The organism is Serratia quinivorans (assembly GCF_052113645.1).
GTDB classification, from domain to species: domain Bacteria; phylum Pseudomonadota; class Gammaproteobacteria; order Enterobacterales; family Enterobacteriaceae; genus Serratia; species Serratia quinivorans_B.
The window spans coordinates 146961-170986 of record NZ_JBIEIU010000005.1 but is presented as its reverse complement, the minus strand read 5'-3'; the positions used below and the strand labels follow the sequence as shown (position 1 = coordinate 170986).

Genomic DNA, 24026 nt, shown 5'->3' with positions numbered 1-24026 from the left:
CTATCCCACATTATCCCAGATTGAGAAGGGCGCATGGCCTCGCTGAAAGACGTTGCAAAACTTGCCGGGGTATCCTTGATGACGGTATCCCGCGCCATCAACGAGCCCGATAAGCTGCGGCCGGAAACCTACCAACGCGTCAAACTGGCGATCGACCAGTTGGAATACGTGCCCGATCTCGCCGCGCGGCGTATTCGCGGCGACAGCAGTCGGGTACAGACTATCGGCGTACTGGCGCTGGATACCGCGACGACGCCTTTCTCGGTGGAGATGATCCTGTCGATTGAAAAAACGGCGCGTGAACACGGCTGGAACAGCTTTGTGGTCAACCTGTTTGCCGACGACAGCGCGGAACACACCATAGATCTGCTGCTGGCGCACCGCCCGGACGGGGTGATTTTCACCACCATGGGGCTGCGCCAGGTGGCGGTGCCGGCTAAATTGCTGGATAAAAAACTGGTGATGGCCAACTGCCTCAGCCAGGAGCATCCGGTAGCCAGTTACATTCCCGATGATGAGCAGGGCCAGTATGACGCCATGCGCGCGCTGATCGCCAAAGGCTATCGCGCGCCGCTGTGCATTCACCTGCCCGAAAGTACCCTGGCGGCCGGGCTGCGGCGTCACGGGCTGGAACGCGCCTGGCGTGAAGCAGGCGGCGAGGTCGACCAATTACGGCAATACCATCTCGATCTGACCGAGGGCGACGAGCATTACCGCGACAGCGTGGCCTTGCTGGAACGGCATTTTTCACCGGGGCAGCGCGATTGCGATGTGGTGGTGTGCGGGAACGATCGGGTGGCGTTTTTGGTCTATCAGGTGCTGTTGGCGCAGGGCTGGAAAATCCCTCAGCAGGTCGGGGTGCTGGGCTATGACAATATGGTCGGCATCGGTCAACTGTTCCTGCCGCCGCTGACCACGGTGCAACTGCCGCATTACGAACTGGGCCGCCAGGCGGCGCTGCATCTGATTAATCAATTGGATCACAGTGACAGGGTGAAGGTGGCTTGTCCGCTGTTACTGCGCGACTCACTGTGACCCTACAGGGCGCAGTTCATTCACCGCCGCGCCCTGCACATCGATTTCGTCTCAGATCACGCCCAAATGCTTTCCAACTCCCAGGCCTGCGCCGCGCCAAACTGCGCCAATCCACTCTCGGCAAACAGGCTGACGCCGCGTTGCCCGTCGCTCGGGTAGATGCGGCTGGTCAGGCAGGCTACGCCCTGATTGACGAACACTTCCAGCGATGAACGGTCGATAAATATCCGCAGCGATAAAATATCAGCCTCCGGCAGCGGCACGCTGCGACAGCCGCACAAGCCCGGCTCCTCACTGAAACGTTCCAATACCAGCCGACGTGCTTGATTGTCGACGTACAGGCGTGCGGCGGTGCCGATGGCAATGCCGTAGCGTTCAGCATCGCTGGCCGCCACATTCAGCGTCAGCGCCAGTTCTTGCACCCCGTCAGCCAGAGGCTGCCGTTGGTTGCGCACCGACAGGGCGTCAAACGCCTGTGGCTGACCGCGTAACGCCGTCAACTCCCGTGCCGGGTTCATCAGCACGTTGCCTTCGCATGACAGCGTCAATTCACGGGGCAGGGTGAGCGCACCGGCCCAGCCGTGCGGCTTGCTCGGCATCGGGGATTCCCACATGTCCATCCAGGCGAACAACATGCGTCGACCGTCGGCGGCAGTGAAGGTTTGCGGTGCATAGAAATCGTGTCCGCCATCCAGTTCGCAAAATGGCTGAGTGACGCTGAAATCCTCATCCGGCTGCCAGTGGCCCAGCAGGTAGCCGCTTTGGAAGCGGTTGCGATGGCGATAACCCTGTGCCGCCAGCCCCTGCGGCGAGAACAGCAGAGCCTGTTTTTCGCCGAGCGGGAAGAAATCCGGGCACTCCCACATATAACCCTGATGCGACGACTGCGCGCCGGCCAGCACGCGATCGAACTGCCAATCGCGCAGGTCGTTCGAGCGATAAAGCCGCGCCTGACCCAAGCCATTTTCTTTAGCACCCACCACCATCCACCAGCGATCTCCTGCCCGCCAGACTTTCGGATCGCGAAAGTGCTGAATGCCTTCCGGCGGCGTCAAAACCGGGCCGTGCTTGATGAAATGCACCCCGTCTTCGCTGGTGGCCAGGCACTGCACTTCGCGCACCTGATCGTCATCGCCTTCTTTGCCCAGCCAGACGTGGCCGGTGTAGAGCAGCGTCAGTACGCCGTTATCATCCACTGCGCAGCCGGAGAAACAGCCGTCTTTGTCGTAGCTGTCGCCGGGGGCCAGGGCGATCGGCTGGTGCTGCCAGTGCGCCAGATCCCGGCTGGTGGCGTGTCCCCAGTGCATCGGCCCCCAGTTCTGGTCATAGGGGTGATGCTGGTAAAACGCATGGTAGACGCCGTCAATGCACACCAGCCCGTTGGGGTCGTTGATCCAGCCGGCGGCGGCCGCCAGATGAAATTGCGGGTAGTAATCGTCCTGACGCTGTGCACGCAGTGCTTCGACCGCGTGGTCGGCTTGAGCTAAGGCATTTTTCATTGGATTGGCTCACTTGTTTTTATCGTTGATTGAAATTGAGGCGTGCGGACGATGGTTTCACCGCGCAGCAGGAAGCAGGAAATCAGCGTGGTACCGGCCACCGCGCAGCCCATCAGCAGATAGGTGTCGGCAAAGCCGATGCGGTCGTAGCCGTAACCGGCCAGCGGTGCCAGCAAGCCGGCGACGATCTGGCTGATAAACTGGAAGCCCACCAGGTACAGCGTCGAGGACAGGCGGCTGTCAAAGCGGGTGGTGATGTACTTGAACATCGCCACCAGCAGGATCGGCAGCTCTACGGCGTGCAGCAGTTTCATGGCGGAAATCATCAGTGCGCCGCTGGCGAAGCCGGAACCGAACATGCGCAGCGCCATCACGCTGCTGGCCAGCAGCAAACTCTGTTTGATGCCGATGCGATTGACCAGCAGGGGGGCCAGGAACATGCCGCCGGCTTCCAGAAACACCTGTAGCGAGTTAAGGAAACCGTACATGCGGTTGCCTTCTTCGTGCGTTGCAAACTGCGAGGCGAAATACACCGGGAACTGCTGGTCGAACACACCGTAGATGCTGGTGCCGAGCACGAACACCACCAGCGCCCAAAACCCCGGCAGGCACAGTAACGCCAGCGCGTCCTGCAGCTTGAGGTTTTCCGGTTTGCCGTATTCCAGACCGGCCATGGCGTTGGGTTTCAGTTCACGCACCTGCCACAGCAACAGCAGAAACACCGCCGCCGAGGCCGAGGCGATCCAGAAATTGATATTGGGGTTGATGTTGTAGATGAAACCGGCGAAGAAGGTGGCGCTGGCCCAGCCCAGTGACCCCCACATGCGCGCCCGGCCGAATTCGAAGCCGACGATCCGGCTGACCCTTTCGGTATAGGATTCCAGCGCGCCAATCCCGGCGTTGAATGCCAGACTGACGAACACGCCGCCGACCAAGGCACCGGCCACCAGATTGGTTTGCAGCAGCGGGGCGTAGACGTAGATAAAGAACGGGCCGGTGAGCAACAGCAACACACCGACAAACATCAGCAGATGTTTACGCAGCCCGAGTTTGTCCTGAATAAAACCGTACAGCGGTTGCGCACACAGCGCCATGATCGACATGGCCGAGAAGATCAGACCGGTTTCCGTGCCCTTCAGGCCGATCTTCTGGTTCAGCCAGATGGAGATCAGTGAAAAGCTGGATGACCAGGTAAAAAAGAAGAAAAACAACAGGCCGCTGAGGAGCACATAATATTTTTTTGTTTCGCGGTTCATGGAGATGCCCTGATGGATGAAATTGGCCCTATTGTTAACGTTAACTTTAAAGCAAATAAAGCCATCAATGCGAGGGATTGCGATGTTAATCACAAAAGTTAACGTTAACATTTTACTGGTGTGATCTAAATCACCCGGCGAGAGAATAGCGGGGCGCTGCACGCCCCTGGGGAGTTAACGCTCGTTGAGCGAGCGCAGATGGTCGTCGCGCCGCAGGGTCATCAGCGCGAACAGGCTGACCACCGAGGTGGCGACCACGTAGTAGGCCGGGATGTCGAGGTTGCCGGTCTGTTTGATCAGGCCGGTGATGATCAACCCCGCCGAACCGGAAAACACCGCGTTGGAGAGCGAATAGGCCAACCCCAGCCCGGTATAGCGCACCTGGGTGGGGAACATCTCTGCCAGCATTGCCGGGCCGGGGCCGGCCAGCAAACCGACGACCGCCCCGGCGATCATTACCGCGATGCCTTTGGCCAGCAGCGAACTTTGCGGGTCTTGCAGCAGGTGCAGCAGCGGGAAGGTAAACAGGATCACTGCCACCACCGCCGTCAGCATCACCGTTTTGCGTCCCAGCTTATCGCTGAGGATACCGGCGGGCAAAATGGTCAGGGCGAAGCCAATATTGGCCAGCACCGTGGCCACCAGCGCCTGTTGGAAGGTGGCGTGCAGCGAGGTTTGCAGGTAGGACGGCATCACCACCAAAAAGGTGTAACCGGCAGCGGACCAGCCCATCATGCGGCCAATGCCGATCGCAATGGTTTTCACCACGCCGCTCAGCTTCACGGTGGGGGCCTGGGCGGTAGCGCCGCGATTTTGTTGGGCCTGGGTGAAGGTCGGGGTTTCCTGCAGTTTCAGCCGCAGCCACAGCGCTACCGCCCCCATTGGCAGCGCCAGCAAGAAGGGAATGCGCCAGCCCCAGTCATGCAACTGTTCGGGGGTTAATAGCGCGGCTAACAAGGCCACCAGTCCGGCCCCCGCCAGCAGCCCGAAGGCCACGGTCAGCGATTGCCAGGCCCCGAACAGGCCGCGTTTGCCCTTCGGCGCGAACTCGGTCATCAGCGAGACCGCACCGCCGAACTCCCCGCCGGCAAACAACCCCTGAAACATGCGCAGCAGGGTCAGCAACAGCGGGGCGGCAACGCCGATCGAGGCATAGGTCGGCATCACGCCGATCAGGGCGGTAGCCACCGTCATCAGCAGCAATACCGCGATCAACGTCGGTCGGCGACCAATACGATCGCCGATGCGGCCGAAAATCACCGCGCCTATCGGGCGACAGAAAAAGGCCAGCGCAAAGGCGGCATAGGTGAGGATCAGGCTGGTGATTTCACTTTCACCCTGCAGGGTGAAAAAATTGGCGGCGATCACGGTCGCGAGGAAGCCGTAAACGCCGAATTCATACCATTCGATAAAGTTGCCGACCGATCCGGCCAGCAATGCCTGACGCGACTGGCGTGCGTCGATAACCGTTGTTTGTGTGCCCATCCCCATCCCCGTGTGTTTGAATTATTGTCGTTCAGTTCTAAATTCTTATGACAAAACAATCAATTATTTTCAGCGGGAAGTGTGAGAGGGGATTCACCAGGGCAACGGCGGCATTGCCCTGGTGGGATAATGCCTGCCGGTTAAGGGTTGTCGGCCTGCAAAACCGTCGGCGGCTGAGGGAGTCCGGCGTCGGCGCGCATTTTCTGCACCTGTTCGGCGCTGATGTCGGCGGCGGCAGGGTTGCCAAATTGCTGACTGATGTAGTGACTCAGTTGTGCAATCTGTGAGTCGCTCAGCTCACTGGCGAACGACGGCATCAGGATTTCCCCCTGTTGCATGTCGCGGTGTACCCCGTTGAGGATCACCGACACCAGATTTTTACCCTCGGCTGCCCCGGTACTGCCGTGGTTAAACAGCGACGGATAGGCATGGAAACCTTTACCCGTACCGCCGCCATCCGCACCGTGGCAGGCGGCACAGTTGCCGTTAAACAAGGCCGCCCCGTCCTGCGGGGAGATGCCGGTACCGCGTTGGTCGAGATAATCCTGCGACGCCTTGCCCCAGCTGTCACGCGGTTTGCTTTGTTGCGCGTCGGCGATGGCCGGCATGCTGCGAAGATAAACCGCGATGGCCTGCAGATCCGCATCCGGCAGGTACTGCAAACTGTGTTCAACCGCTTCTGCCATCGGGCCGGAGGCCGAAGCGCGGCCGGGGACATTGCCGGTTTTCAGGTAGTCGACCAAATCCTGTTGTGACCAGTTACCGATACCGGCGTTTTTGTCCGGCGTGATGTTATAGGCGGTCCAGGCACCGAGATCGCCGCCGGCGAACGCCTTGCCGGTGTCCATGCCCATGGTCAGGTTACGCGGGGTATGGCAGGTGCCACAATGTGCCAGCGCTTCTACCAGATAACGGCCCTGATTCCACTGCGCGCTTTGTGCCGGGTCCGGCTTTAGCTCACCGCGATCGAAGTTGAACCATTTCCAGAAACGCATCCCCCAACGCTGGTTGAACGGGAAGGAAAGATCGGTTTTCGGCGTGGATTGATGTACCGCCGGTTGCGACATCAGGTAGGCCTTGATCGCCAACACGTCGTCGCGGGTCATTTTGGTGAAGGCATCATAGGGCATTGCCGGATACAGTTGATCCCCGTCTTTGCCGATGCCGTCACGTACGGCAGCGACAAATTCATCGTCACTCCAGTTGCCGATACCGAACTTTTTATCGGCGGAAATATTGGTACCGTAAATCACGCCGAACGGCGTATTGACCGGATAACCTCCGCCAAAGGCCGGCCCGCCCGGTGCGGTGTGACAGGCGGTGCAGTCGGCGGCCCGCGCCAGATATTCGCCGCGTTGGATCAGTTCAGCGCCACTTTGTTGCGCCCAGAGAGAGCTGCTGACCAGAAGCGGTAACCACGCCAGTAAGGTTTTTTTCACGCCATACCTCCTTTCAGGCTTTCCAGCACCCGGTCGGCCATATGCAGCGCCAGTGCCACACCGGTCAGGGTTGAGTTAACGGTCGACGCGGAGGGCATTACGCCGGTGCCGGCAATAAACAGGTTAGGGTGATCGTGGCTGCGGCACTCGCCGTCCACTACCGAGTCGCGCCCGTCGCGGCCCATGATCATGGTGCCGGTAATATGCTGGTTGTTGTCATACACGCCGCGCTGGCTGTAGACCGCTTCGCTGCCGCCCATTTGCTTGACGATACGCTGGAAATCCAGCATTGACTGGTCATAACCGCGGTGAACGTATTCCGGGAATTTGTAGTACACCTCCAGTTTGGGAATACCCCAGGCATCCTTCTCTGTTTTACTCAACTGGACACGGTTTTCCGGCTCCGGCAGCATTTCCAACAGGCATTTCAGCTGGATATAGCGTTCGGACTGGAAGGCCAGCTTGTCGTTCAGCGCTTTGCCGTAGTAACCCTGGCGGATCAAGCGTTCGGTGAGGTAACGCACCGGCGAGGTATTGGATACGTCAACGCGCAGCGCTGAGCGTTCGGCCCGGAACGCGCCATCGCGCAGGTTGTTGATGCTGCCGGGCCGCATCGGGCCTCGGCCGAACCAGACCGGCTCATCGGCGTAGAACTCCACCGAACTGCCGGGGTGGTCCATCAGGTTGCGGCCCACCATGCCGGAGCCGTTGGCGATGCCGTTCGGGTAACGTTCGCTGGTGGACAGCAGCAGAATTTTCGGGCTTTCAATCCCGTTGGCGGTCAGGACGAAGCGCTTGCCGGTAACGCGATGGCTGATTTTATTGCGATCGAGATAATGCACCGCCACGATCTGCCCCTGGTCATTCGCCTCAATGCGATGCACTACCGCATTGGCGACAATGCGGACTCCGGCGGCCAAGGCCTTACGCGCCGAAATACCGCCGTGGTATTGCGCATCGATAGGACAAACCGGCATACAGTTATTATTGCCGCAACAGGCCGGGCGGCCGTCATAAGGTACGCTATTGCGCGCCTGCGGGCCGATACCTACCTGGTAGCCCAGCCCGGCGATACGTTGTTTCAGGCGTTCAAAGCCATAAGGCAGAGGGATGCCGGGCAGCGGGTAAGGGCGAGAACGCGGCGAGTCCAGCTCGCTGTCGCCAGAAACCCCCATCTGGTATTCCGCTTCGCAATAATAAGGTTCCAACTGCTCATAACCGATCGGCCAGTCGCGGCCCACCCCGTACAGGGTTTTCAATCGCATGTCGTTCGGCAGCAGGCGGAAGGCCTGTCCTGCCCAGTGCCAGGTCGTGCCACCCACGCCGCGCAGATACTGAGCGCGGTACGGATCGGGGCCTTTCTGGATCAAATAATTATTATCCGTCGGCACAAATTTCGGCTGCGGTGCCCAGGGTTCGGGCGGGTAGGGCTCGGTGAAGTCGCCTTTAAACGGCGAGTTGCGAAACAGCTCTACCGCTTCGTCGCGTTTGATTTCCGGGCCGGACTCCAGCATCAGTACCGAAGCGCCGGCCTGCACAATTTTCAATGCCGCCAGCGAGCCGGCAATGCCTGCGCCAATCACCACAACGTCGGCAGTTAATGAATCAGACATGCGCAGTCTCCTTACGCGGGGGGTGAGTCCAGAAGTTGGGTTCGCCAGGGCAGTAGCTCGGCGGCAGCAACGAGTCGCGCACCAACCGGTAGCTGACGATATTTTCAAAGGCGACACAGGTTGGCTTGAGCGGATCACCGACCACGCCGAGATACCAGCCGCTCATTAGCATCTGGTACAGCGCCGCAAGTTGCTCCGGCTGGCGTCCAATCAGGCTATGGAAGGCTTCGCCGCTCAGGTCGGCATGCTGCGCCATCAGGTCGGCCAGCTGTGTAATCTGCTGTTCGAACTGGGGAAACAGGGGCTGCAGCGCGGTGTACAAACGCTGTGCCAGGTGCGGATCGGGCAGCGGAATGCCCGTTAACAGGCGCGAAATGGCCAGGAAATTGTCCGGCATGGCGGCAGGTGGCGTTTGAGCAAAAGCGGCACGGCCCAACAGGTTCTGACCCACAGCGCCAACCACCAGCAGGCTCGCCGAACCCAGCACCAGCCGGCGGCGTGTCATTGAAATCATATTGAGTTCCTCGAACGGGAAGGTCGGGCCGGGGTTATTTCAGCGCTCCGGCTGCGGTTTGTGACGCCTGATTGTCGATCTCCTGTTTTGGCGTGCTGACGCCGACCGCACCGACCACTTCGCCGTTGAGTGCTAACGGATAACCGCCGCCGAGGGCGACCACGTGCGGAATGCTTAGCACGGTGGTTTCGCCGTTTTGCAGGCGCTGCATAAATTTCAATGTTGGCGCGCGATACAGTGCTGAGGCGCGCGCTTTGCCGATAGAGGCATCGACGCAGCCGAGCGGTGCTCCGTCGAAACGCTGGAAGGCCAGCAGAGTTCCGCTGCTGTCGACCACCGCCACACAACCGACGCTGTTTTGCGCTTTCAGCGTTGACTGTACGCTGGCGACCACCTGATTAGCCTGGCTGTTATTGAGTTGCGAGGCTGACGCGGTGCCGACCGAAGCCAGCAGCGCCATGGCGCAGAAGGAGTAAGAGAGAGATTTCATCACATTGTTTTCCAGTGCAAAGGGGCGTCATAGCCCCGAAAAAGGACATAATTAGCTTGCTATGAATCGTTTGGTACAAAATACGCCGTTATAGGAATGTTAACAATCATCGGTGTGTGAAATATTTTAGTTTTTTTGATGTTAATCGTTGGTCGGATAAATTTTGCCCAGCGCGGTTTGCCAAACGAAAGGCAGCAGTTCCGAATAGGTCACTGCCTGCGCGCTCATGGCATCCACCAGTCCCTGTTGAGTGGCGACGATGGCCAGGCTTTGGTGCGGTTCGACACCCACATCCCGCAGTGTCTGCACCACTTCGCGCATCTCTTCGGCCCGGCGCTTGCCGTGCTCGGCCACCCGGCTGATCAGGTAGTGGGGGAATTGCTGGTCCCAGCCCAACGAGGGGAAACTGGCGTGCAGAGATTCGAGGACCGGTTGCTCGACGCCGTAACGCTGCGCGGCGAGCAGGCACTCGGTGGTCAGGGCTTCCAACCCTTTGATCATGACGCTGCGGCACATTTTGATTGCCGAGGCTTCACCGATGTTGGTGCTGTAAACCTGACAATTGAACCCCAACGCAGTGAGCCGATCGCGGGTCACCTCTGCAGCGCTTCCACCCAGCAGCAGTGGGGTTCTCAAGCGCTTGGGCGGTACCGGTGCCATCACCGCCACCTCGACGTAGAGCGCCCCGCTGGCGTTGACCGCCTCGGCGGCGGCACGTTTGGTATTGGGCGCCGCAGAGTTGAGATCGAGAAAGGTTTGGCCCGGGCGCAGCAACGACGCGCACTGTTGTGCCACCGCCAGCGTGTTGGCGGCGGTAACGGCGGAAAACACCAGCGTTGCGCCTTCCAACGCCTGGGCCAGCGTCGGGGCCAGGTAGGCGCCGCAGGCAGCGGCTTTCTGGGTCAGCGCCGGCGAGGTTTGTTGGTCAAAGGCGCAGACGGCAATGTTTTGCGCCAGCAACTCCTGCGCCAGAATGCCGCCCACTTCGCCAAAACCGATTAACGCTACCGAGGGGAGAGGTAAGCTCATGGGATCTCCTTGATTATTGGGGCCATACGGCGCCGGGAATGCAGACTTCGCCGCTGAAAATCAGCCGAGCAGTACGCAGCAAGCCGGCCCCGAGCAGTGACTCTGCACCGCTGTGGGCAGGATCGCGCTGCAGCAGCACACTGAACTCGCCGCTCGGGTGTTCAATGCTCAGACGCAGTTCCGCGCCGCCGCCAACCTGGGCCAGCCCTTGGGTGACGCTGCCGGGGATCAGGCAGGCCGTGGCGACGCTGACCGCGCCCAGTACCCCGATTGAGGCATGGCAGCGGTGGGGGATGAAGGTCCGGCTGCTGAGGGTGCCGCCGTCGCGCGCCTGGGCAATCAGGGTCATTTTGGGTACCGTGCGTTGGCGGACGTCCCCGAGGTTCATTTTGGGGCCGGCCTGCAGCCGGATACTTTCCAGGCGGGCTTTCAGCTCGCCATCGGCGTCCAGTTGCTCGCGGGTTTCATAGCCAGTGCAGCCGAGATCCGCCGCGCGTAACACCACCACGGGCATGCCGTTGTCGATACAGGTCACCGCCACGCCGTCAAAGCTGTCCTGCGGGTTACCGGTCGGCAGCAGCGAACCGCAGCTGGAACCGGCAATATCGCTGAAGGTCAGCGCGATTTCCGCTGCGCTGCCGGGCACACCGTCAATCGCCAGTTCGCCGTCGTATTGCACGGCCCCGTCGGGGGTAGCAATGCGCGCCAGAGCAATCTGGCCGGTGTTCTGCATAAAGATCCGCACTTCGGTGGTCGTCGGGCCAGGGTTAACCAACCCGCGCTCGATGGCGAACGGACCGACCGCCGCAAGGATATTGCCGCAGTTCTGGCCGTAGTCCACCTGTGGCTGGTCAACGCTGACCTGAGCAAACAGATAGTCGACATCGGCGTCGTCACGCTGCGAGCGGCTGACGATCGCCACCTTGCTGGTCAGCGGATCGGCACCGCCCAGACCATCAATCTGACGCAGGTCTGGAGAGCCCATCACCGCCAACAGCACCCGATCACGTTGGTCATTATCGGCGGGCAGATCCTCGGCAAGAAAGAAAGCGCCTTTGGAAGTGCCGCCGCGCATCAGCAAACAAGGGATTCGGCGTTGGCGCATGTCAATCCTCCAGCAGATCCAGCGAGTCGTAATATTTCAGGCCTTTTTCCGCCAGCCGTGGACGCATCTGATAGATATCCAGCCCCAACTCGCCGCCGGCCATGCGCAGACGTTTGCTCTCTTCCAGCTCGGCACGTTGACGGCTGGCCGCCAGCACCTGTTCCGCTTCGGCTTGCCGCACTACCACAACGCCATCGTCATCGGCGATCATCGCGTCGCCGGGGTAAATCAGTTGTCCGGCGCAGACCAGCGGTACGTTGACCGAACCGAGCGTTTCTTTCACCGTGCCTTGGGCATAAACCGCCCGTGACCAGACCGGGAAGCCCATTTCACGTAGCGTGCGGGTGTCGCGCACGCCAAGATCGGCAATCAGGCCGCGTACGCCGCGCGCTTTCAATGAGGTGGCCAGCAGGTCGCCGAAATAGCCGTCGCAGCAGGGAGACGTGGGGGCGACGACCAGAATATCGCCGGGGCGGCACTGCTCGACCGCCACGTGAAACATCCAGTTATCACCGGGCGCGACCAGTACCGTTACCGCGCTGCCGGCAATGCCGAGATCTTGTTGAATTGGCCGGATTGCCGGGTCCAGCAGGCCTTTTCGGCCCTGCGCTTCGTGCACCGTGGCCACGCCGTATTCCGCCAGGGCATCAAGGGTATTGGCGTTTGCCCGGGGAATATTGCGAACTACCACGCCTTTTTTGCCGATGAGGCTCATGCCAATTCTCCTGCGACGCGCGGGAAGATGCTTTGGTAACCTTCGCCGTAAACGATGTTTTTACTGCTGGTGATGCCGACGTTACGTTTGGCCTGAACGCCACGCTGCTGGGCGACGCGGGTATAGTATTCCCACAGGTGTTCCTGACCGGCCATGCACTGGATCGCCTGATATTTTTTGTCCCACACCTCGGTGATATCCAGCAGGACATCCGGTTTCCAATCGCACTGTTCCGGCTGGTGCGGTTCGAACAGGTAGACCGGCGGTGCGCCGACGATGGTCTCGCCTGGGCGGTAACCTTCCGCCTGAGCGATGATGCGGGCTTCCTGGGTCAGGTGGCTGGCAAGCGGGTGGTCGTAGTTGTACGGATCTTTCAGGGAATGGGTCAGGACAAAGTGCGGCTGAACCTTGCGGAACACGTCAGCCAGGCGAAACAGGGCCTCTTTGCCGGCGCGCAACGGATAGTCACCCATATCAAAGAACTCGATGCTGGCGCCAAGGATTTCGGCGGCGGCGTGGGCTTCTTCGCGGCGAGAGGCCTTCACCTTGGTTTCGGTCATCTGCCCTTTGCGCCACAGCTTGGCCGATTCGCCACGTTCGCCAAATGACAGGCACACGACGTGTACCTGATAGCCCAACTGGGTGTGCAGGGCGATGGCGCCGCCGGCGCGCCAGACAAAATCGGCGGAATGGGCGCTGACTACCAGGGCGGTTTTGTTCGGGGTGAGATCAGTCATCATCGGATTCCTTAGGTCGGTGTAATGACTTCATGCTGTCAGCTCTGGTCGGCGGCGGATAATTCATTTGATTGCAGCAGGTATGCGTTTTATTTATATTGCCTGCAATATGAAAGGGAGAGGACGCGATGGAATATGATGAACACGCGCTGACAAATTTGATGCAAATCAGAGCATTCAGTCAGGTGGTTACCCAGGGCAGCGTTTCACGCGCCGCCGATGAATTATTCCGAACCCAGTCGGCGATCACCCGTTCAATCCGCGATCTGGAGCAGCGATTGGCGGTGCCGCTGTTTGAACGTCATGCCAGCGGCATGCTGTTGACCGACTTCGGCAAATGCGTGCTGCCCCGCGCCCGGCGGGCGATTGATGAACTGCATCAGATACCGGCATTGCTCAAACGCTTGCAAGGCAAGGGCGCACCGGCGCGCGGCGATACCGAGCCGCTCTATCTGTTCAACGTACGGCGGCTGCAGATCTTCGTCTGCCTGTGTGAAACCCGACATATGCAAACCGTCGCCACCTTGCTTGGACTGAGCCAGCCGGCAATCAGCGCCGCGCTCAAAGTGCTGGAAAACGGTGCCGGCGTGCCCTTGCTGGAGCGAACGCCCCACGGCATGGTGCCATCGCTGGCGGGACGTGAAATCGAGCCTAACGTTCGCCGTGCACTGAATGAGCTGCAACATATTCCCGCCGATATCGCTGCGCGTAGCGGGGTGCTGGAGGGGCGGGTGCGGGTCGGCGCGCTGCCGCTGGGGCGTACCCGGCTGTTGCCGCAGGCCATCGTCCAACTGACCTCGCGCTACCCGGGCGTCAGCGTGGTGACCAACGAAAGCGCTTTTGCCACCCTGGCCAGCGAGCTGCGTTCCGGGGATATCGATTTTATTTTTGGCGCCCTGCGTGCCAGCGATTATGCCGCCGACGTCTACAGTGAAACCTTGTTTACCGAGGAGATGGTGCTGCTGGCGCGGCGCGGTCACCCATGGGCAACGCCGGGGCTATTGCCCGAACAACTGCGAGAGGCACGTTGGGTGTTGCCGCGTTCAGCCACGCCGGCGCGGCAGTTGTTGGATGATTGCTTCCTGGCGATGAACATCCCGGCGCCCAATCCGGTAGTGGAAACCGGCGATTTGGCCTTGGTGAGGGGGCTGCTGTTGAATTCGGATATGCTGGCGGCGGTGTCCGCCCACCAGTTGGAATATGAACTGGCCTCCGGAGAACTGGTTCAGTTGCCGATGGCGCTGCCCAATACCGGGCGGGCCATCGGCTTGACCTGCCGTACTGGCAGTCTGCATTCCCCGGCGGCGCAGGCGTTGATCGCCTGCTTGCACGAGGTCTGTGCGGTCAATCTTTAGCGATTATAACTGCGCCGCCTGCATCAGTGCGTAGCGGTATCCCTGAATGCCAAAGCCGCAAATGACCCCATTAGCCACGTCGGACAGATAGGAGTGATGGCGGAACGGCTCGCGCTTGTGCACGTTGGTGATATGCACCTCGAACAGCGGCAAGGCCACCGCCGTGACGGCGTCACGTATCGCTACCGAGGTATGCGTCCAGGCGGCAGGGTTGATCACCAGGGCGTGCGCCTGGCCGCGCGTTTGCTGGATCCAGTCAATCATCTCGCCTTCATGATTGGTCTGGCGAAACTCCAGCTGAAACCCCAGCTCGGCGGCGGTGCTGCGGCACAGCTGTTCAATGGTCGCCAAGGTGTCGTGACCGTAAGTTTCGGGCTCACGGGTGCCCAACAGGTTGAGGTTAGGGCCATTAAGCACGTAAAGGGTTTTCATCATTCACTCCGATCATTCGCTAAAACCAAACAGCCGCTGCGGCGTCTGCCATAAAATCTGTCGGCGCGTTTGCGCGTCGGGAAACATCTGTTCGGCCAGCATCAACAGCGTGCCCATGTCCATACGTTCGGTGGCGCGCAGGAACGGCCAGTCGGATCCCCACATGCATTTCTCGCCGCTGTAGGCCGCCAACAAGGCCAACGCGTAAGGTTGAGCGTCGTTGAAGGGATAGTGCTGACGCGAAAATTTCGCCAGACCGGAGAGCTTGACGTAGGTATGCTCACGCTGCGCCAACGACAATAGGGCTTGAAACGCCGGCTGTTGCAAGCCGGCCCCGACGTCCGGCCGGCCTGAATGGTCGAACAACAGCCGGGTGCGGGTGCGCCCCAACAGCGGCATCAGCGCCGACAACTGATCGTCTTGCACCTGGATCTGCGCGAACATTCCCAGCTCTGCCAGCTGTCCCATCAGCCGATCCAACTGCAAGAAAGGGTCGACGCCGAGCATCGCCACGTTGAGGGCGATACCGACCACCCCTTGCGCCTGTAACTCGGCCAGTCGCCGGCTGTCCACATCGCGGGGTACCACGGCGATGCCTTTGTGGCGGCCTTCGCCGCAGGCCAGTGCCGCCAGCAGGCAACGGTTATCGGTGTTGTAGGCCGACGTCGGGCCGACAATCAACGAATGGCGAATACCGTAGGCCTGCATCACCGCACGGTAATGTTCCAGGGTCGCCAACTCGTGACCCTCGGGGTTGTAGCCACTGTCCGCCGCATAAGGGAACTGCTGTGGATCGAAAATATGGTGGTGACAGTCAATTTTAGGTTGGTCAAAAATGCTCATTGGGCCGCTTTCCCCGCTACGGAATACAACACCTGCTGATTACGGGTTTGCTGAAACTCTTCCAGCGTCTGGCCGCGCATCGCCGCATAGATATGCAGATTGGACACGCCGACCACGGCCCCGAGTTTTTCCAGCAGGAAGAAACTGACGCCGTAATGGATCAGTCCCCGCCAGTCCAGTTCGCGCAGCAGTTGTTGTTCTTCGTGAGTGAGTTGCGCTTCGTCGAACAGCGCCTGCTGGGCGTTATTGAAACGCTCGCGCCAGGCCGGCTGGATCAGCCGGTGCAGGAAACGGTTGATGCGGATCGCCTTCAGGCTGCGCGCATGGGTAAAGGGATAGGTGCCAGGGAGCTGTTCGACCCCGGCCAGTTGCAGATTGATTTTATCGCGCTGGCGTTGGTGCACGTCCACCGGCGCTTCGCGTGCCTGATTTTCCAGGATCAGCGTGGCGATGCCGGTCATTGACGGCAGGTAATACGCCTGGTGCAGTTTTTCGACGTTGGCCGACAGGGCGCCGCGCATAATCAGCCACATGATCACCTCTGCGCCTTCCAGCCCACCCAGGGTGGCGTACTCTGCCAGCGTGATTTCGGTCAGGCGCTCCGGGTCGTTGACCAGCATGTCGACAAACTGCTCATCCCACTGCGGATTATTGAAACCGCAACGTTCGCCATGTACCTGATGCGAGACGCCACCGGTGGCTACCACCGCGACGCGCAAGTCCTCCGGGAAGCTTTCGATCGCCCGGCGCAGCGCCTGGCCGAGTTTGTAGCAGCGGCGGGCTGAAGGGATCGGGAATTGCAGCACGCCGACCTGCAGCGGCACCACCTGCATCGGCCAGCCGTTCTGCCACGGCAGCAGGGCGGAGAGTGGTGAGAACAACCCGTGGTCGAGCGGTTTATCCTGGAAGAAGGACATATCAAACTCGTCGGCCATCAGGCTGGCACCAATGTGCTGCGACAGGGCCGCGTGCCCCTGTACCGGTGGTAAATCGCGCGGGCCGCCCCCTTCATCAGCCACTGCGTAGCTGTCGTCAATGCCGAGCACGAATGCCGAATAGTGATCGAAGAAAAACGAAGTCACGTGATCGTTGAAGACATACAACAGCACGTCCGGTTTTTTCTCTTCCAGCCATTGCTGCATCGGTGCGAAACCATCAAAAATCGGCGCCCAGGCGCTTTCATGCTGCTTGTTATGATCTACTGCAAAACCGATGGTTGGGGTGTGTGACACCGCCAGCCCGCCAATAATCTTAGCCATCGTTTACCTCTGTATTAAAAAGAATTACCGGTTATTCATGGTGCGTGACAACGCAGGCAGATCGGTGATGTCGATGCCTTTAACCATTTCAACCGGATGTGCCTTCTGATGGTTAATGATAGTGATCGCCGCCAATAACGCCGGGATCGCCAGAATGATGAAAATGCTGGTGGCGCCGGGGAAAATACCCAGCAGGACGCCGCCCATCGACGAACTGATAATAGCGCCGCTGCGGCCGATGCCATGCATCCAGCTGACGCCGGTGGCCCGCATCTCGGTCGGGTAAAATGCCGGTGAGAACGCCTGCAGACCGGTTTGAGCGCCGTTAATGCACATGCCGCTGACAAACACCAATACCGCCAACAGCGTCGGACCGAAGCCCCAGATACCCTGGGAAAGCAGGCAGAACATGCCCATCAGATAAAACAGACCGATCACCCGTTTGGCGGTGAAACGGTCCATCAGGTAGCCGACCAGCAGGCCGCCCAGGGTACCGCCCAGTTGAAACAGTCCTGCAATAATGGCGGCGCGCTCCAGCGAGAAACCGGCGCCGCGCACGATGGTCGGCAGCCAACCGTTGAGCAGGTAAATCACGAATAACCCCATAAAATAAGTCAGCCACAGCACCAGAGTGCCTTTGGCGTAGCCGTTGCTGAACAGTTGCAGCACGCGGGCTTTTTTGGGGATCACCGGGGTTTTCAGGATGAAGGTGGTGCCGGCGTTGAACACGCCCCCGGCGCGACGCAGGATTTTGGCGATCTTGTCCTTGTGGTGATTACGCACCACCATATACAGCGTCGATTCCGGCAGGATCCACACCAGCAGCGGCAACAGCGCCAGCGGTATGATGCCGCCGAAGAACAGCACCGCCTTCCAGCCGTAGTGCGGCAACATGCCGGCGGCGATAAAACCGCCCGCGCCGGAGCCGATATTAAAACCGCTGTACATCAGGGTGATCATTAAGCCGCGTCGGCGTTCCGGCATATATTCCGATACCAGCGTGACGCAGTTGGGCATCACTGCGCCCAGACCCAGCCCCGTAAGGAAACGCAGCAGTGCCATTTCCAGCGGCGTTCGGGCAAAGGTGCTCAGCAGGCTGAACAGCGCAAAACACAAGATGGACAACAGCAGCACTTTCTTACGCCCAAAGCGGTCGGAATAGGGGCCGGCGATCAGCGCGCCCAATGCGACGCCAAACATCGCCGCACCGAGAATGGGGCCCATTTCGGCGCGTGATATCCCCCAGTCTTCGATCAGCGCCGGGGCAATAAAGCCCATCACGGCGGCGTCATAGCCATCAAACATGATGATCACGAAGCACAGTGCTAACACCAGCCACTGGTAGCCGGATATGGGGCGGGAATCAATCCACGCTTTGACGTCGACAATGTTGCGGTTGCTCATCGGGTACGCTCTCTGTTTTTTTTATTAATATGTGATCTGATTAAAACTTTCGCTGCAGGCCGGAAACGTATTGAATGAGCGCCAGGGGGCGTTAACAGAATATTTATATCATTTATCTTATAAAAAACAGCTAATTGTATGATTTCTGGCTGACCGCTCAGTTACCAACTTAGGGACTGCACGGGCGGATGTCTGCCGGAAAATGATTAACGAGGTATGAGTTTTGTTTATTTAGAGAGGAAGTAAGACAGGCCTCTGGCGGTGATGTGTTCGACATTACCCACGACGCCAATGGGGCCAGGGAGCCGGCACAGGCGCGGATTAATCTGGATAAGCAACGGGCATGGAAAAGGGGCCGAGCGGCCCCTGGTATGGATGATAAATCGCGCGCTGGCTTAGAGTTTAGGACCGGCGCTCACCAGTTTTTCACCGGTCGGGGTGACGGTGTATTTCGCGAAGTTATCGATAAAGCGCTGGGCCAGATCCTGCGCTTTTTCCTGCCACAGCGATTCGTCGGCGTAGGTTTTGCGCGGATCAAGAATCGAAGGATCAACGCCCGGTAATGCCTTTGGCACTGCCAGACCAAAGATCGGCAGGGTGAAGGTTTCAGCGTGCTCAATCTCCCCGTTCAAAATAGCGTCGATGATGCCGCGCGTGTCCTTAATGGAAATGCGCTTGCCGCTGCCGTTCCAGCCGGTATTCACCAGATAGGCTTGTGCTCCGGCCGCTTCCATGCGTTTCACCAATACTTCGGCGTACTGCGTCGGGTGCAGCGTCAGGAACGCCGCGCCAAAACAGGCGGAGAAGGTCGGGGTTGGCGTGGTGATGCCGCGTTCGGTCCCGGCCAGCTTGGCGGTGAAGCCGGACAGGAAGTGGTATTGGGTCTGTTCCGGCGTCAGGCGCGATACCGGCGGCAGTACCCCGAAGGCATCCGCCGTCAGGAAGATGATTTTCTTGGCATGCCCGGCTTTGGAGACCGGCTTGACGATATTTTCGATGTGGTCAATCGGGTAAGAGACGCGGGTATTTTCAGTTTTGCCGGCGTCATCGAAATCAATGCTGCCATCGGCCAGCACCTGCACGTTTTCCAACAGGGCATCACGGCGGATCGCCTGATAGATTTCCGGCTCGGCCTGCGGGGAGAGCTTGATGGTTTTGGCGTAGCAGCCCCCTTCAAAGTTGAACACGCCATCGTCGTCCCAGCCGTGCTCGTCATCGCCGATCAACTGACGTTTGGGATCGGTGGAAAGGGTGGTTTTGCCGGTGCCGGACAGGCCAAAGAACACCGCCACGTCGCCCTGTTCGCCGACGTTGGCGGAGCAGTGCATCGAGGCGATACCCTGCAGCGGCAGCAGGTAGTTCATGATCGAGAACAGGCCTTTCTTCATTTCGCCGCCGTACCAGGTGCCGCCGATCAGTTGGATGCGCTCGGTCAGGTTGAAGGCAACGAAGTTTTCTGAATGCAGCCCTTGCTGTTGCCAATCCGGGTTGGTGCATTTGGCGCCGTTCATCACCACGAAGTCCGGCTCGAAATTCTGCAGTTCCTCGTCAGTGGGGCGGATAAACATGTTTTTGACAAAATGCGCCTGCCAGGCCACTTCGGTGATAAAGCGCACCTTCAGGCGGGTGTCGGCGTTGGCGCCGCAGAAGGCGTCCACCACAAACAGACGCTTGCCGGAAAGCTGATTGCCCACCAGGGTTTTCAGATGCTGCCACACTTCCGGCGACAGCGGCTGGTTGTCGTTTTTGCCGGTGCCGTTATCGGACCACCAGACGGTATCGCGCGTGGTGTCGTCACGGACGATGTATTTGTCTTTCGGTGAACGGCCGGTGAATTCACCGGTATCGACGTTGACCGCACCCAACTGAGTGAGCGTACCGCGTTCCAGAGCCGGCAGGTCGGCACGGGTTTCCTCGATAAACAGTTGCTCATAGCTTGGGTTATGGACGATCTCGGTAGCCTGATGGATACCGTAGCGGGCCAGCGTTTGTGGGGTAATCGCGATTGAAGACATATCCTACTTCCTTATTAGTTCTATGCCGTCGTTTTTCAGGCCGCAGCCTTCGAAAGCGAGAGAGCATATATTATGTGCCTATTTTCTGCACGGTGCCGCATGCAGAGCCAGGCTCGGGTACAGCTGACCGGATTCAGCTATTTACCGCTCCGGTTCTCATTAATAAACGCACGGATTTTTACTTCCATCTATAGCATAGCAGTGAATTAGCGCCTGATTAATTTAATTACAAAACGCTGACGATAATTAATTAAAACCAACATTAGTGGAGGCTCACAATATTGAATTAATAAGGCGTAATTTGGTTTTGTATTTTTATTTTTTATCATATCGTCAGTGCTGTCCACTATTTTATTCATTATAAAAAGCAAATTCCCCGAGGGAGGATTTGTTTCAAGTCTATAAGTTATTTCCTATATCGCCAGGCGATCCGCGCCGCACAGAACACTTGTCAGCAGGGTGAATAATGAAACAGATAAATGCAGAAATGACCTGTGAGAAAGAGCTACCGCAACCTGATTCCTCGGGACTGATGAATCAAATCCGCCAAATGGATATCGGCGCAGTGCCGGTCGCGCTGTTTATCACCATTTGCGCGATTGTCGCCGTGTCGGCCTACGCCAACTTCTTGCCAAAAAACATGATCGGCGGCCTGGCGGTGATCATGACGCTGGGGTTTGCGCTGGCGCATTTAGGCAAAAGCATTCCGGTGCTGCGTGATATTGGCGGTCCGGCCATTCTGTGCCTGATGGTGCCTTCGGTATTGGTCTACTTTAATTTCTTCCAGCCGAATGTGATGGGCACCGTTCATCTGCTGATGAAAGACGCCAATCTGCTGTACTTCGTGATCGCCAGCCTGGTGGTCGGCAGCATTCTTGGCATGAACCGGGTGATCCTGATCCAGGGCATGATCCGCATGTTCGTCCCGCTGGTGGTGGGTACGGTCACGGCGGTGGCGACCGGGTTGCTGGTGGGCAAGCTGTTTGGCTTCAGCTTCTACCACACCTTCTTCTTTATTATCGTGCCGATCATCGGTGGCGGTATCGGCGAGGGGATTTTACCGCTGTCGCTGGCTTACTCCGCCATTCTGGGATCGACACCCGACGTGTATGTCGCGCAATTGGCGCCTGCGGCGGTGCTGGGCAATATCTTCGCCATTGTGGCGGCCGGGGTGTTGGCGCGACTGGGCATGAAGCGCAAGGCTCTGAGCGGTGACGGCATGCTGATCCGTTCGGCGCAGGAAAATGCGGTGTTTGATATCAAGGAAACCGGCGGCAATGTCGATTTCCAACTGATGGGCGGCGGGTTACTGGTGATCTGCGCCTTCTTTATCGTCGGCGGCCTGTTCGAACACATCGTTCATATTCCCGGCCCGGTGCTGATGATCCTGTTTGCGGTATTGTGCAAATATTGCCGGGTGATCCCGACTTCGATGGAGACCGGCGCGCACAGTTTTTATAAGTTTGTTTCAACCGCGCTGGTGTGGCCGCTGATGATTGGCCTTGGCATGCTGTATGTGCCACTGGAAAGCGTAGTGGCGGTGTTTTCGGTTGGTTATGTGGTGGTCTGCGGTTCGGTGGTGTTGTCGATGGGGCTGGTGAGTTTCCTGATTGCGCCTTATCTGAAAATGTTCCCGGTTGAAGCGGCGATTGTGACCTGTTGTCACAGTGGGTTAGGCGGTACCGGCGACGTCGCTATTCTTTCCGCATCCAACCGAATGGGGCTGATGCCATTCGCGCAAATCGCCACACGTATCGGTGGTGCCTCCACCGTGATTGGCGCCACGCTATTGTTGGGTTGGTTAATTTGAATCCAGGCTAAATTAAGGATTGCCGGGGTGGATTGCTCCGGTTTTTTTATTTTCGCCACCCACGAATAATAAATACTCAAATGGAATGAAAATTAGCGAGAATATTTTTAATCGGATAATTCTGTATTTTAATAAATTGACTGTTCTTTTCTTTAAGGGATTATCGTTCTCATTAATAGTGCTCATGGGGGGGCCGATCGCATGACCGAGATCTCCGCATTTATTCAGCACCGCCCACGGCCACTCAGGCCATCCGTCAGTGATTTCGTGCTGGTTTGGTGGCTATGAGCAACAAAAATAGTGCTTTTTTGGGAAAAACCCGACAATTCCTATTAATTTCGTCATGTTAGCCTGACATAGTAGCGCACAGAAGGCCGGGCTTGCATACCTCGGGCTTCTGCCGAATCGCCAACCATTCCGGTTGGCGATTCATTTTCCATCTTTCAGCATGTTGATCGCCGTGCCGATCAGGATGCGGCGTTCAATGTCGTTGCTTTCGGCCAGTTGCTGCGCCAGGTGTTTCGCCAGCGTTTCGACCGATAAGACCTCGCCGCGGTGACGCAACTGCATCACGCTGTCGCCAATCAAGCGTGCCACTTCATCCCACACGGGCTTTATCTCCTGCTCCGAGAACATCATGGGTTACCTCGGCTGGGTGATTTTTGGTCAATGTAGCAGTTGGACCTGGGGTTCGCCAGCGTGCCGATCGCACAATGCTAAAACAGGAAGTATTAAAAATAAGCCATCAGTGTTTCTTCTGGTTTTTTCATCCAATACTGACAGTGTCGAATATCTGGAGGGTGAATGATGAAACTGGTCGATCAACTGGCTGAGTACCATCGCCGGAGCCAGCGGGCAGAAGTGCAGCATTGGCTGTGTCGTTTATGGTTGCCGCAAGGGGAGGCAAGAATTGCCTATCTGCGCGAGTTGTTGGAGCCTGAGGCCGAACAACCCGCGGAACGCAAGCTCGGATAAGCAGGGCCGCCAGTGTCCGGCCGGACTGGCGTTACTCGAGGATATCTTCGATCTCTTCAAGCACCTGATGGCCCAGCTCGGTGGTGATCATCAAAATGCCGCAGACCAAAATAACCAGCGCCAGCAGCAGTAAGGCGATTTGTACGCCGTTGCCATTTCGTTTTGCCATGGGTTCTGCTCCTTGCGGTTAGCCAAAGACTATCGCCGCCCAGCGCAATAACAGTAGGGCGAGACAGATCAGCAATAATATTAAAAACATCTTCCAGTGTTTGCTGCGCATGCGTTTGGTGGCCAACATGACCTCCTGTAAGGGTGATCAGCTGAAATACCAGCCGCCAATAACAAAGATCACAATCACCGCCACCGCCAAAACTTTCAATAAGTCACTGAAGGTGTCATCGGGATCTTTATCGTCATTCTTCATTTTACCGCCTGGCCGTTAACCATTGAGTGAATTGCGCTCACAGTATGCCTGTTGTGTCGGCATAGGCACAGGGATTTACCCTAAACAACCGGTAAAAGAGCCTGATTAGGCGGCTGCGGGGTGAATTCGGCAGTGCAGGCGGCGAGGGATACGTTGTACTATTCTGTCTGCACAATGATTTATTCAAAAAGGTATGGCAATGGCGAGCGAAATTCCGAAGAAATACGAAAATACCGAGCGTTGGGCGTTCGGCAAGACCGAGCAGCAGGCCGATGACGTGGCCAAGCTGATCCTCAACGGCACCAAGACGGCCACCTGTTCCAATCTTGACGGCGAAGGCATTCCGTTGGCCGGCGACGTATTTGTGGTGGTGGATGGTAAAGGTCAACCGGTGTGTGCGGTGGAACTGACGTCGGTCGAGATGAAAACCTACGATCAGGTTGATGAAGCCCATGCTTTTGCCGAAGGCGAAGGTGACCGTTCGCTGGCCTATTGGCGTAAAGAGCTGCAGAGCTTCTTTGAAGAATACGAGCTGTTCTCACCGGATATGACGCTGGTGCTGATGAATTTTAAAGTGACAGAGACTTTCTGA

The 24026-nt window shown here is 58.3% G+C and carries 24 protein-coding genes; 5 read left to right on the top strand and 19 right to left on the bottom strand.

Annotation, left to right across the window (positions count from 1 at the left end; translation table 11 throughout):
• Window positions 1-33 precede the first annotated feature (33 nt).
• Window positions 34-1035 carry a LacI family DNA-binding transcriptional regulator gene (locus ACGS9J_RS11895; protein ID WP_442231113.1) on the top strand — a complete coding sequence of 334 codons (1002 nt, stop codon included), beginning with the start codon at window positions 34-36 and terminating at the stop codon, window positions 1033-1035.
• Between the two features lie 56 nt (window positions 1036-1091).
• Here ACGS9J_RS11895 and ACGS9J_RS11890 read toward each other — a convergent pair whose 3' ends face one another.
• The 11 genes from ACGS9J_RS11890 to galB all read right to left on the bottom strand — a co-directional run bounded on the left by ACGS9J_RS11890 (window position 1092) and on the right by galB (window position 12917).
• The gene (locus tag ACGS9J_RS11890; protein WP_442231112.1) at window positions 1092-2534 is read right to left on the bottom strand and encodes a glycoside hydrolase family 32 protein; all 1443 of its coding nucleotides are present in this window, start codon (window positions 2532-2534) and stop codon (window positions 1092-1094) included.
• Window positions 2531-3790: an MFS transporter gene (locus tag ACGS9J_RS11885; protein WP_442231111.1), complete on the bottom strand. Its 1260-nt coding sequence runs from the start codon at window positions 3788-3790 to the stop codon at window positions 2531-2533. Before ACGS9J_RS11885 ends, ACGS9J_RS11890 begins: the two co-directional genes overlap by 4 nt.
• 174 nt (window positions 3791-3964) lie before the next feature.
• Window positions 3965-5275: an MFS transporter gene (locus tag ACGS9J_RS11880; protein ID WP_442231110.1), complete on the bottom strand. Its 1311-nt coding sequence runs from the start codon at window positions 5273-5275 to the stop codon at window positions 3965-3967.
• Window positions 5276-5415: 140 nt separating this feature from the next.
• A complete protein-coding gene (locus ACGS9J_RS11875; RefSeq protein WP_442231109.1) occupies window positions 5416-6714 on the bottom strand; it encodes a c-type cytochrome in 1299 nt (432 codons plus the stop codon).
• A complete protein-coding gene (locus ACGS9J_RS11870) occupies window positions 6711-8327 on the bottom strand; it encodes a GMC family oxidoreductase (RefSeq protein WP_442231108.1) in 1617 nt (538 codons plus the stop codon). The genes ACGS9J_RS11875 and ACGS9J_RS11870 overlap by 4 nt, the downstream gene beginning before the upstream one ends.
• Window positions 8320-8841, bottom strand: a complete 522-nt coding sequence (locus ACGS9J_RS11865; protein WP_442231107.1) for a sugar dehydrogenase complex small subunit — start codon at window positions 8839-8841, stop codon at window positions 8320-8322. The genes ACGS9J_RS11870 and ACGS9J_RS11865 overlap by 8 nt, the downstream gene beginning before the upstream one ends.
• Window positions 8842-8875: 34 nt before the next feature.
• Window positions 8876-9331 carry a GlcG/HbpS family heme-binding protein gene (locus ACGS9J_RS11860; protein WP_442231245.1) on the bottom strand — a complete coding sequence of 152 codons (456 nt, stop codon included), beginning with the start codon at window positions 9329-9331 and terminating at the stop codon, window positions 8876-8878.
• 141 nt (window positions 9332-9472) lie between these two features.
• Window positions 9473-10360 (bottom strand): DUF1932 domain-containing protein, encoded by an 888-nt coding sequence (locus ACGS9J_RS11855; protein WP_442231106.1) that lies wholly within the window; start codon window positions 10358-10360, stop codon window positions 9473-9475.
• Window positions 10361-10373: 13 nt separating this feature from the next.
• Window positions 10374-11465 (bottom strand): 4-oxalomesaconate tautomerase, encoded by a 1092-nt coding sequence (locus ACGS9J_RS11850; protein ID WP_442231105.1) that lies wholly within the window; start codon window positions 11463-11465, stop codon window positions 10374-10376.
• Window position 11466: 1 nt separating this feature from the next.
• Entirely contained in the window at window positions 11467-12180 is a 714-nt protein-coding gene (locus tag ACGS9J_RS11845; protein WP_442231104.1) for a 4-carboxy-4-hydroxy-2-oxoadipate aldolase/oxaloacetate decarboxylase, read from the bottom strand.
• Window positions 12177-12917 (bottom strand): 4-oxalmesaconate hydratase, encoded by a 741-nt coding sequence (gene galB, locus ACGS9J_RS11840; RefSeq protein ID WP_442231244.1) that lies wholly within the window; start codon window positions 12915-12917, stop codon window positions 12177-12179. Before galB ends, ACGS9J_RS11845 begins: the two co-directional genes overlap by 4 nt.
• Before the next feature lie 128 nt (window positions 12918-13045).
• Between galB and ACGS9J_RS11835 the strand changes: the two genes are divergently transcribed.
• Window positions 13046-14272 carry a LysR substrate-binding domain-containing protein gene (locus ACGS9J_RS11835; protein ID WP_442231103.1) on the top strand — a complete coding sequence of 409 codons (1227 nt, stop codon included), beginning with the start codon at window positions 13046-13048 and terminating at the stop codon, window positions 14270-14272.
• A gap of 3 nt (window positions 14273-14275) precedes the next feature.
• Here the strand turns inward: ACGS9J_RS11835 and aroQ are convergent, their stop codons facing one another.
• The 5 genes from aroQ to pckA all read right to left on the bottom strand — a co-directional run bounded on the left by aroQ (window position 14276) and on the right by pckA (window position 20225).
• A complete protein-coding gene (gene aroQ, locus ACGS9J_RS11830; protein WP_442231243.1) occupies window positions 14276-14704 on the bottom strand; it encodes a type II 3-dehydroquinate dehydratase in 429 nt (142 codons plus the stop codon).
• A gap of 12 nt (window positions 14705-14716) precedes the next feature.
• Entirely contained in the window at window positions 14717-15547 is an 831-nt protein-coding gene (locus tag ACGS9J_RS11825) for an amidohydrolase family protein (protein ID WP_442231102.1), read from the bottom strand.
• Entirely contained in the window at window positions 15544-16806 is a 1263-nt protein-coding gene (locus ACGS9J_RS11820; RefSeq protein WP_442231101.1) for a gallate dioxygenase, read from the bottom strand. Before ACGS9J_RS11820 ends, ACGS9J_RS11825 begins: the two co-directional genes overlap by 4 nt.
• A 24-nt stretch (window positions 16807-16830) precedes the next feature.
• A complete protein-coding gene (locus ACGS9J_RS11815; RefSeq protein ID WP_442231100.1) occupies window positions 16831-18210 on the bottom strand; it encodes an MFS transporter in 1380 nt (459 codons plus the stop codon).
• Window positions 18211-18605: 395 nt separating this feature from the next.
• The gene (pckA, locus tag ACGS9J_RS11810) at window positions 18606-20225 is read right to left on the bottom strand and encodes a phosphoenolpyruvate carboxykinase (ATP) (protein ID WP_442231099.1); all 1620 of its coding nucleotides are present in this window, start codon (window positions 20223-20225) and stop codon (window positions 18606-18608) included.
• Window positions 20226-20691: 466 nt separating this feature from the next.
• Between pckA and ACGS9J_RS11805 the strand changes: the two genes are divergently transcribed.
• Window positions 20692-22035: a 2-hydroxycarboxylate transporter family protein gene (locus ACGS9J_RS11805; RefSeq protein ID WP_442231098.1), complete on the top strand. Its 1344-nt coding sequence runs from the start codon at window positions 20692-20694 to the stop codon at window positions 22033-22035.
• A 429-nt stretch (window positions 22036-22464) separates the two neighbouring features.
• Here the strand turns inward: ACGS9J_RS11805 and ACGS9J_RS11800 are convergent, their stop codons facing one another.
• Window positions 22465-22674, bottom strand: a complete 210-nt coding sequence (locus ACGS9J_RS11800; RefSeq protein ID WP_442231097.1) for a hypothetical protein — start codon at window positions 22672-22674, stop codon at window positions 22465-22467.
• Window positions 22675-22839: 165 nt separating this feature from the next.
• Between ACGS9J_RS11800 and ACGS9J_RS11795 the strand changes: the two genes are divergently transcribed.
• Window positions 22840-23010, top strand: a complete 171-nt coding sequence (locus ACGS9J_RS11795) for a hypothetical protein (RefSeq protein WP_442231249.1) — start codon at window positions 22840-22842, stop codon at window positions 23008-23010.
• A 31-nt stretch (window positions 23011-23041) separates the two neighbouring features.
• Here the strand turns inward: ACGS9J_RS11795 and ACGS9J_RS11790 are convergent, their stop codons facing one another.
• Both ACGS9J_RS11790 and yniD read right to left on the bottom strand, forming a co-directional pair.
• Complete coding sequence (locus tag ACGS9J_RS11790; RefSeq protein ID WP_017892602.1) at window positions 23042-23179, bottom strand: hypothetical protein; 138 nt, start codon at window positions 23177-23179, stop codon at window positions 23042-23044.
• 18 nt (window positions 23180-23197) lie between these two features.
• Window positions 23198-23290 (bottom strand): small membrane protein YniD, encoded by a 93-nt coding sequence (yniD, locus tag ACGS9J_RS11785; protein WP_369982358.1) that lies wholly within the window; start codon window positions 23288-23290, stop codon window positions 23198-23200.
• 343 nt (window positions 23291-23633) lie between these two features.
• On the opposite strand from yniD, the gene ACGS9J_RS11780 reads away from it, so the two are divergent.
• A complete protein-coding gene (locus tag ACGS9J_RS11780; protein ID WP_442231096.1) occupies window positions 23634-24026 on the top strand; it encodes an ASCH domain-containing protein in 393 nt (130 codons plus the stop codon).

Excerpts from the sequence above, each read along its gene's own strand:
- ACGS9J_RS11895 (WP_442231113.1), top strand. The coding sequence starts at position 34 with ATGGCCTCGCTGAAAGACGTTGCAAAACTTGCCGGGGTATCCTTGATG.
- ACGS9J_RS11820 (WP_442231101.1), bottom strand. The coding sequence starts at position 16,806 with ATGGCTAAGATTATTGGCGGGCTGGCGGTGTCACACACCCCAACCATC.
- yniD (WP_369982358.1), bottom strand. The coding sequence starts at position 23,290 with ATGCGCAGCAAACACTGGAAGATGTTTTTAATATTATTGCTGATCTGT.
- ACGS9J_RS11885 (WP_442231111.1), bottom strand. The coding sequence starts at position 3,790 with ATGAACCGCGAAACAAAAAAATATTATGTGCTCCTCAGCGGCCTGTTG.
- ACGS9J_RS11870 (WP_442231108.1), bottom strand. The coding sequence starts at position 8,327 with ATGTCTGATTCATTAACTGCCGACGTTGTGGTGATTGGCGCAGGCATT.
- ACGS9J_RS11815 (WP_442231100.1), bottom strand. The coding sequence starts at position 18,210 with ATGAGCAACCGCAACATTGTCGACGTCAAAGCGTGGATTGATTCCCGC.
- ACGS9J_RS11850 (WP_442231105.1), bottom strand. The coding sequence starts at position 11,465 with ATGCGCCAACGCCGAATCCCTTGTTTGCTGATGCGCGGCGGCACTTCC.
- ACGS9J_RS11835 (WP_442231103.1), top strand. The coding sequence starts at position 13,046 with ATGGAATATGATGAACACGCGCTGACAAATTTGATGCAAATCAGAGCA.
- ACGS9J_RS11790 (WP_017892602.1), bottom strand. The coding sequence starts at position 23,179 with ATGGCAAAACGAAATGGCAACGGCGTACAAATCGCCTTACTGCTGCTG.
- ACGS9J_RS11795 (WP_442231249.1), top strand. The coding sequence starts at position 22,840 with ATGATGAAACTGGTCGATCAACTGGCTGAGTACCATCGCCGGAGCCAG.
- pckA (WP_442231099.1), bottom strand. The coding sequence starts at position 20,225 with ATGTCTTCAATCGCGATTACCCCACAAACGCTGGCCCGCTACGGTATC.
- ACGS9J_RS11855 (WP_442231106.1), bottom strand. The coding sequence starts at position 10,360 with ATGAGCTTACCTCTCCCCTCGGTAGCGTTAATCGGTTTTGGCGAAGTG.
- galB (WP_442231244.1), bottom strand. The coding sequence starts at position 12,917 with ATGACTGATCTCACCCCGAACAAAACCGCCCTGGTAGTCAGCGCCCAT.
- ACGS9J_RS11780 (WP_442231096.1), top strand. The coding sequence starts at position 23,634 with ATGGCGAGCGAAATTCCGAAGAAATACGAAAATACCGAGCGTTGGGCG.
- ACGS9J_RS11890 (WP_442231112.1), bottom strand. The coding sequence starts at position 2,534 with ATGAAAAATGCCTTAGCTCAAGCCGACCACGCGGTCGAAGCACTGCGT.
- ACGS9J_RS11805 (WP_442231098.1), top strand. The coding sequence starts at position 20,692 with ATGAAACAGATAAATGCAGAAATGACCTGTGAGAAAGAGCTACCGCAA.
- aroQ (WP_442231243.1), bottom strand. The coding sequence starts at position 14,704 with ATGAAAACCCTTTACGTGCTTAATGGCCCTAACCTCAACCTGTTGGGC.
- ACGS9J_RS11800 (WP_442231097.1), bottom strand. The coding sequence starts at position 22,674 with ATGATGTTCTCGGAGCAGGAGATAAAGCCCGTGTGGGATGAAGTGGCA.
- ACGS9J_RS11865 (WP_442231107.1), bottom strand. The coding sequence starts at position 8,841 with ATGATTTCAATGACACGCCGCCGGCTGGTGCTGGGTTCGGCGAGCCTG.
- ACGS9J_RS11860 (WP_442231245.1), bottom strand. The coding sequence starts at position 9,331 with ATGAAATCTCTCTCTTACTCCTTCTGCGCCATGGCGCTGCTGGCTTCG.
- ACGS9J_RS11825 (WP_442231102.1), bottom strand. The coding sequence starts at position 15,547 with ATGAGCATTTTTGACCAACCTAAAATTGACTGTCACCACCATATTTTC.
- ACGS9J_RS11880 (WP_442231110.1), bottom strand. The coding sequence starts at position 5,275 with ATGGGCACACAAACAACGGTTATCGACGCACGCCAGTCGCGTCAGGCA.
- ACGS9J_RS11845 (WP_442231104.1), bottom strand. The coding sequence starts at position 12,180 with ATGAGCCTCATCGGCAAAAAAGGCGTGGTAGTTCGCAATATTCCCCGG.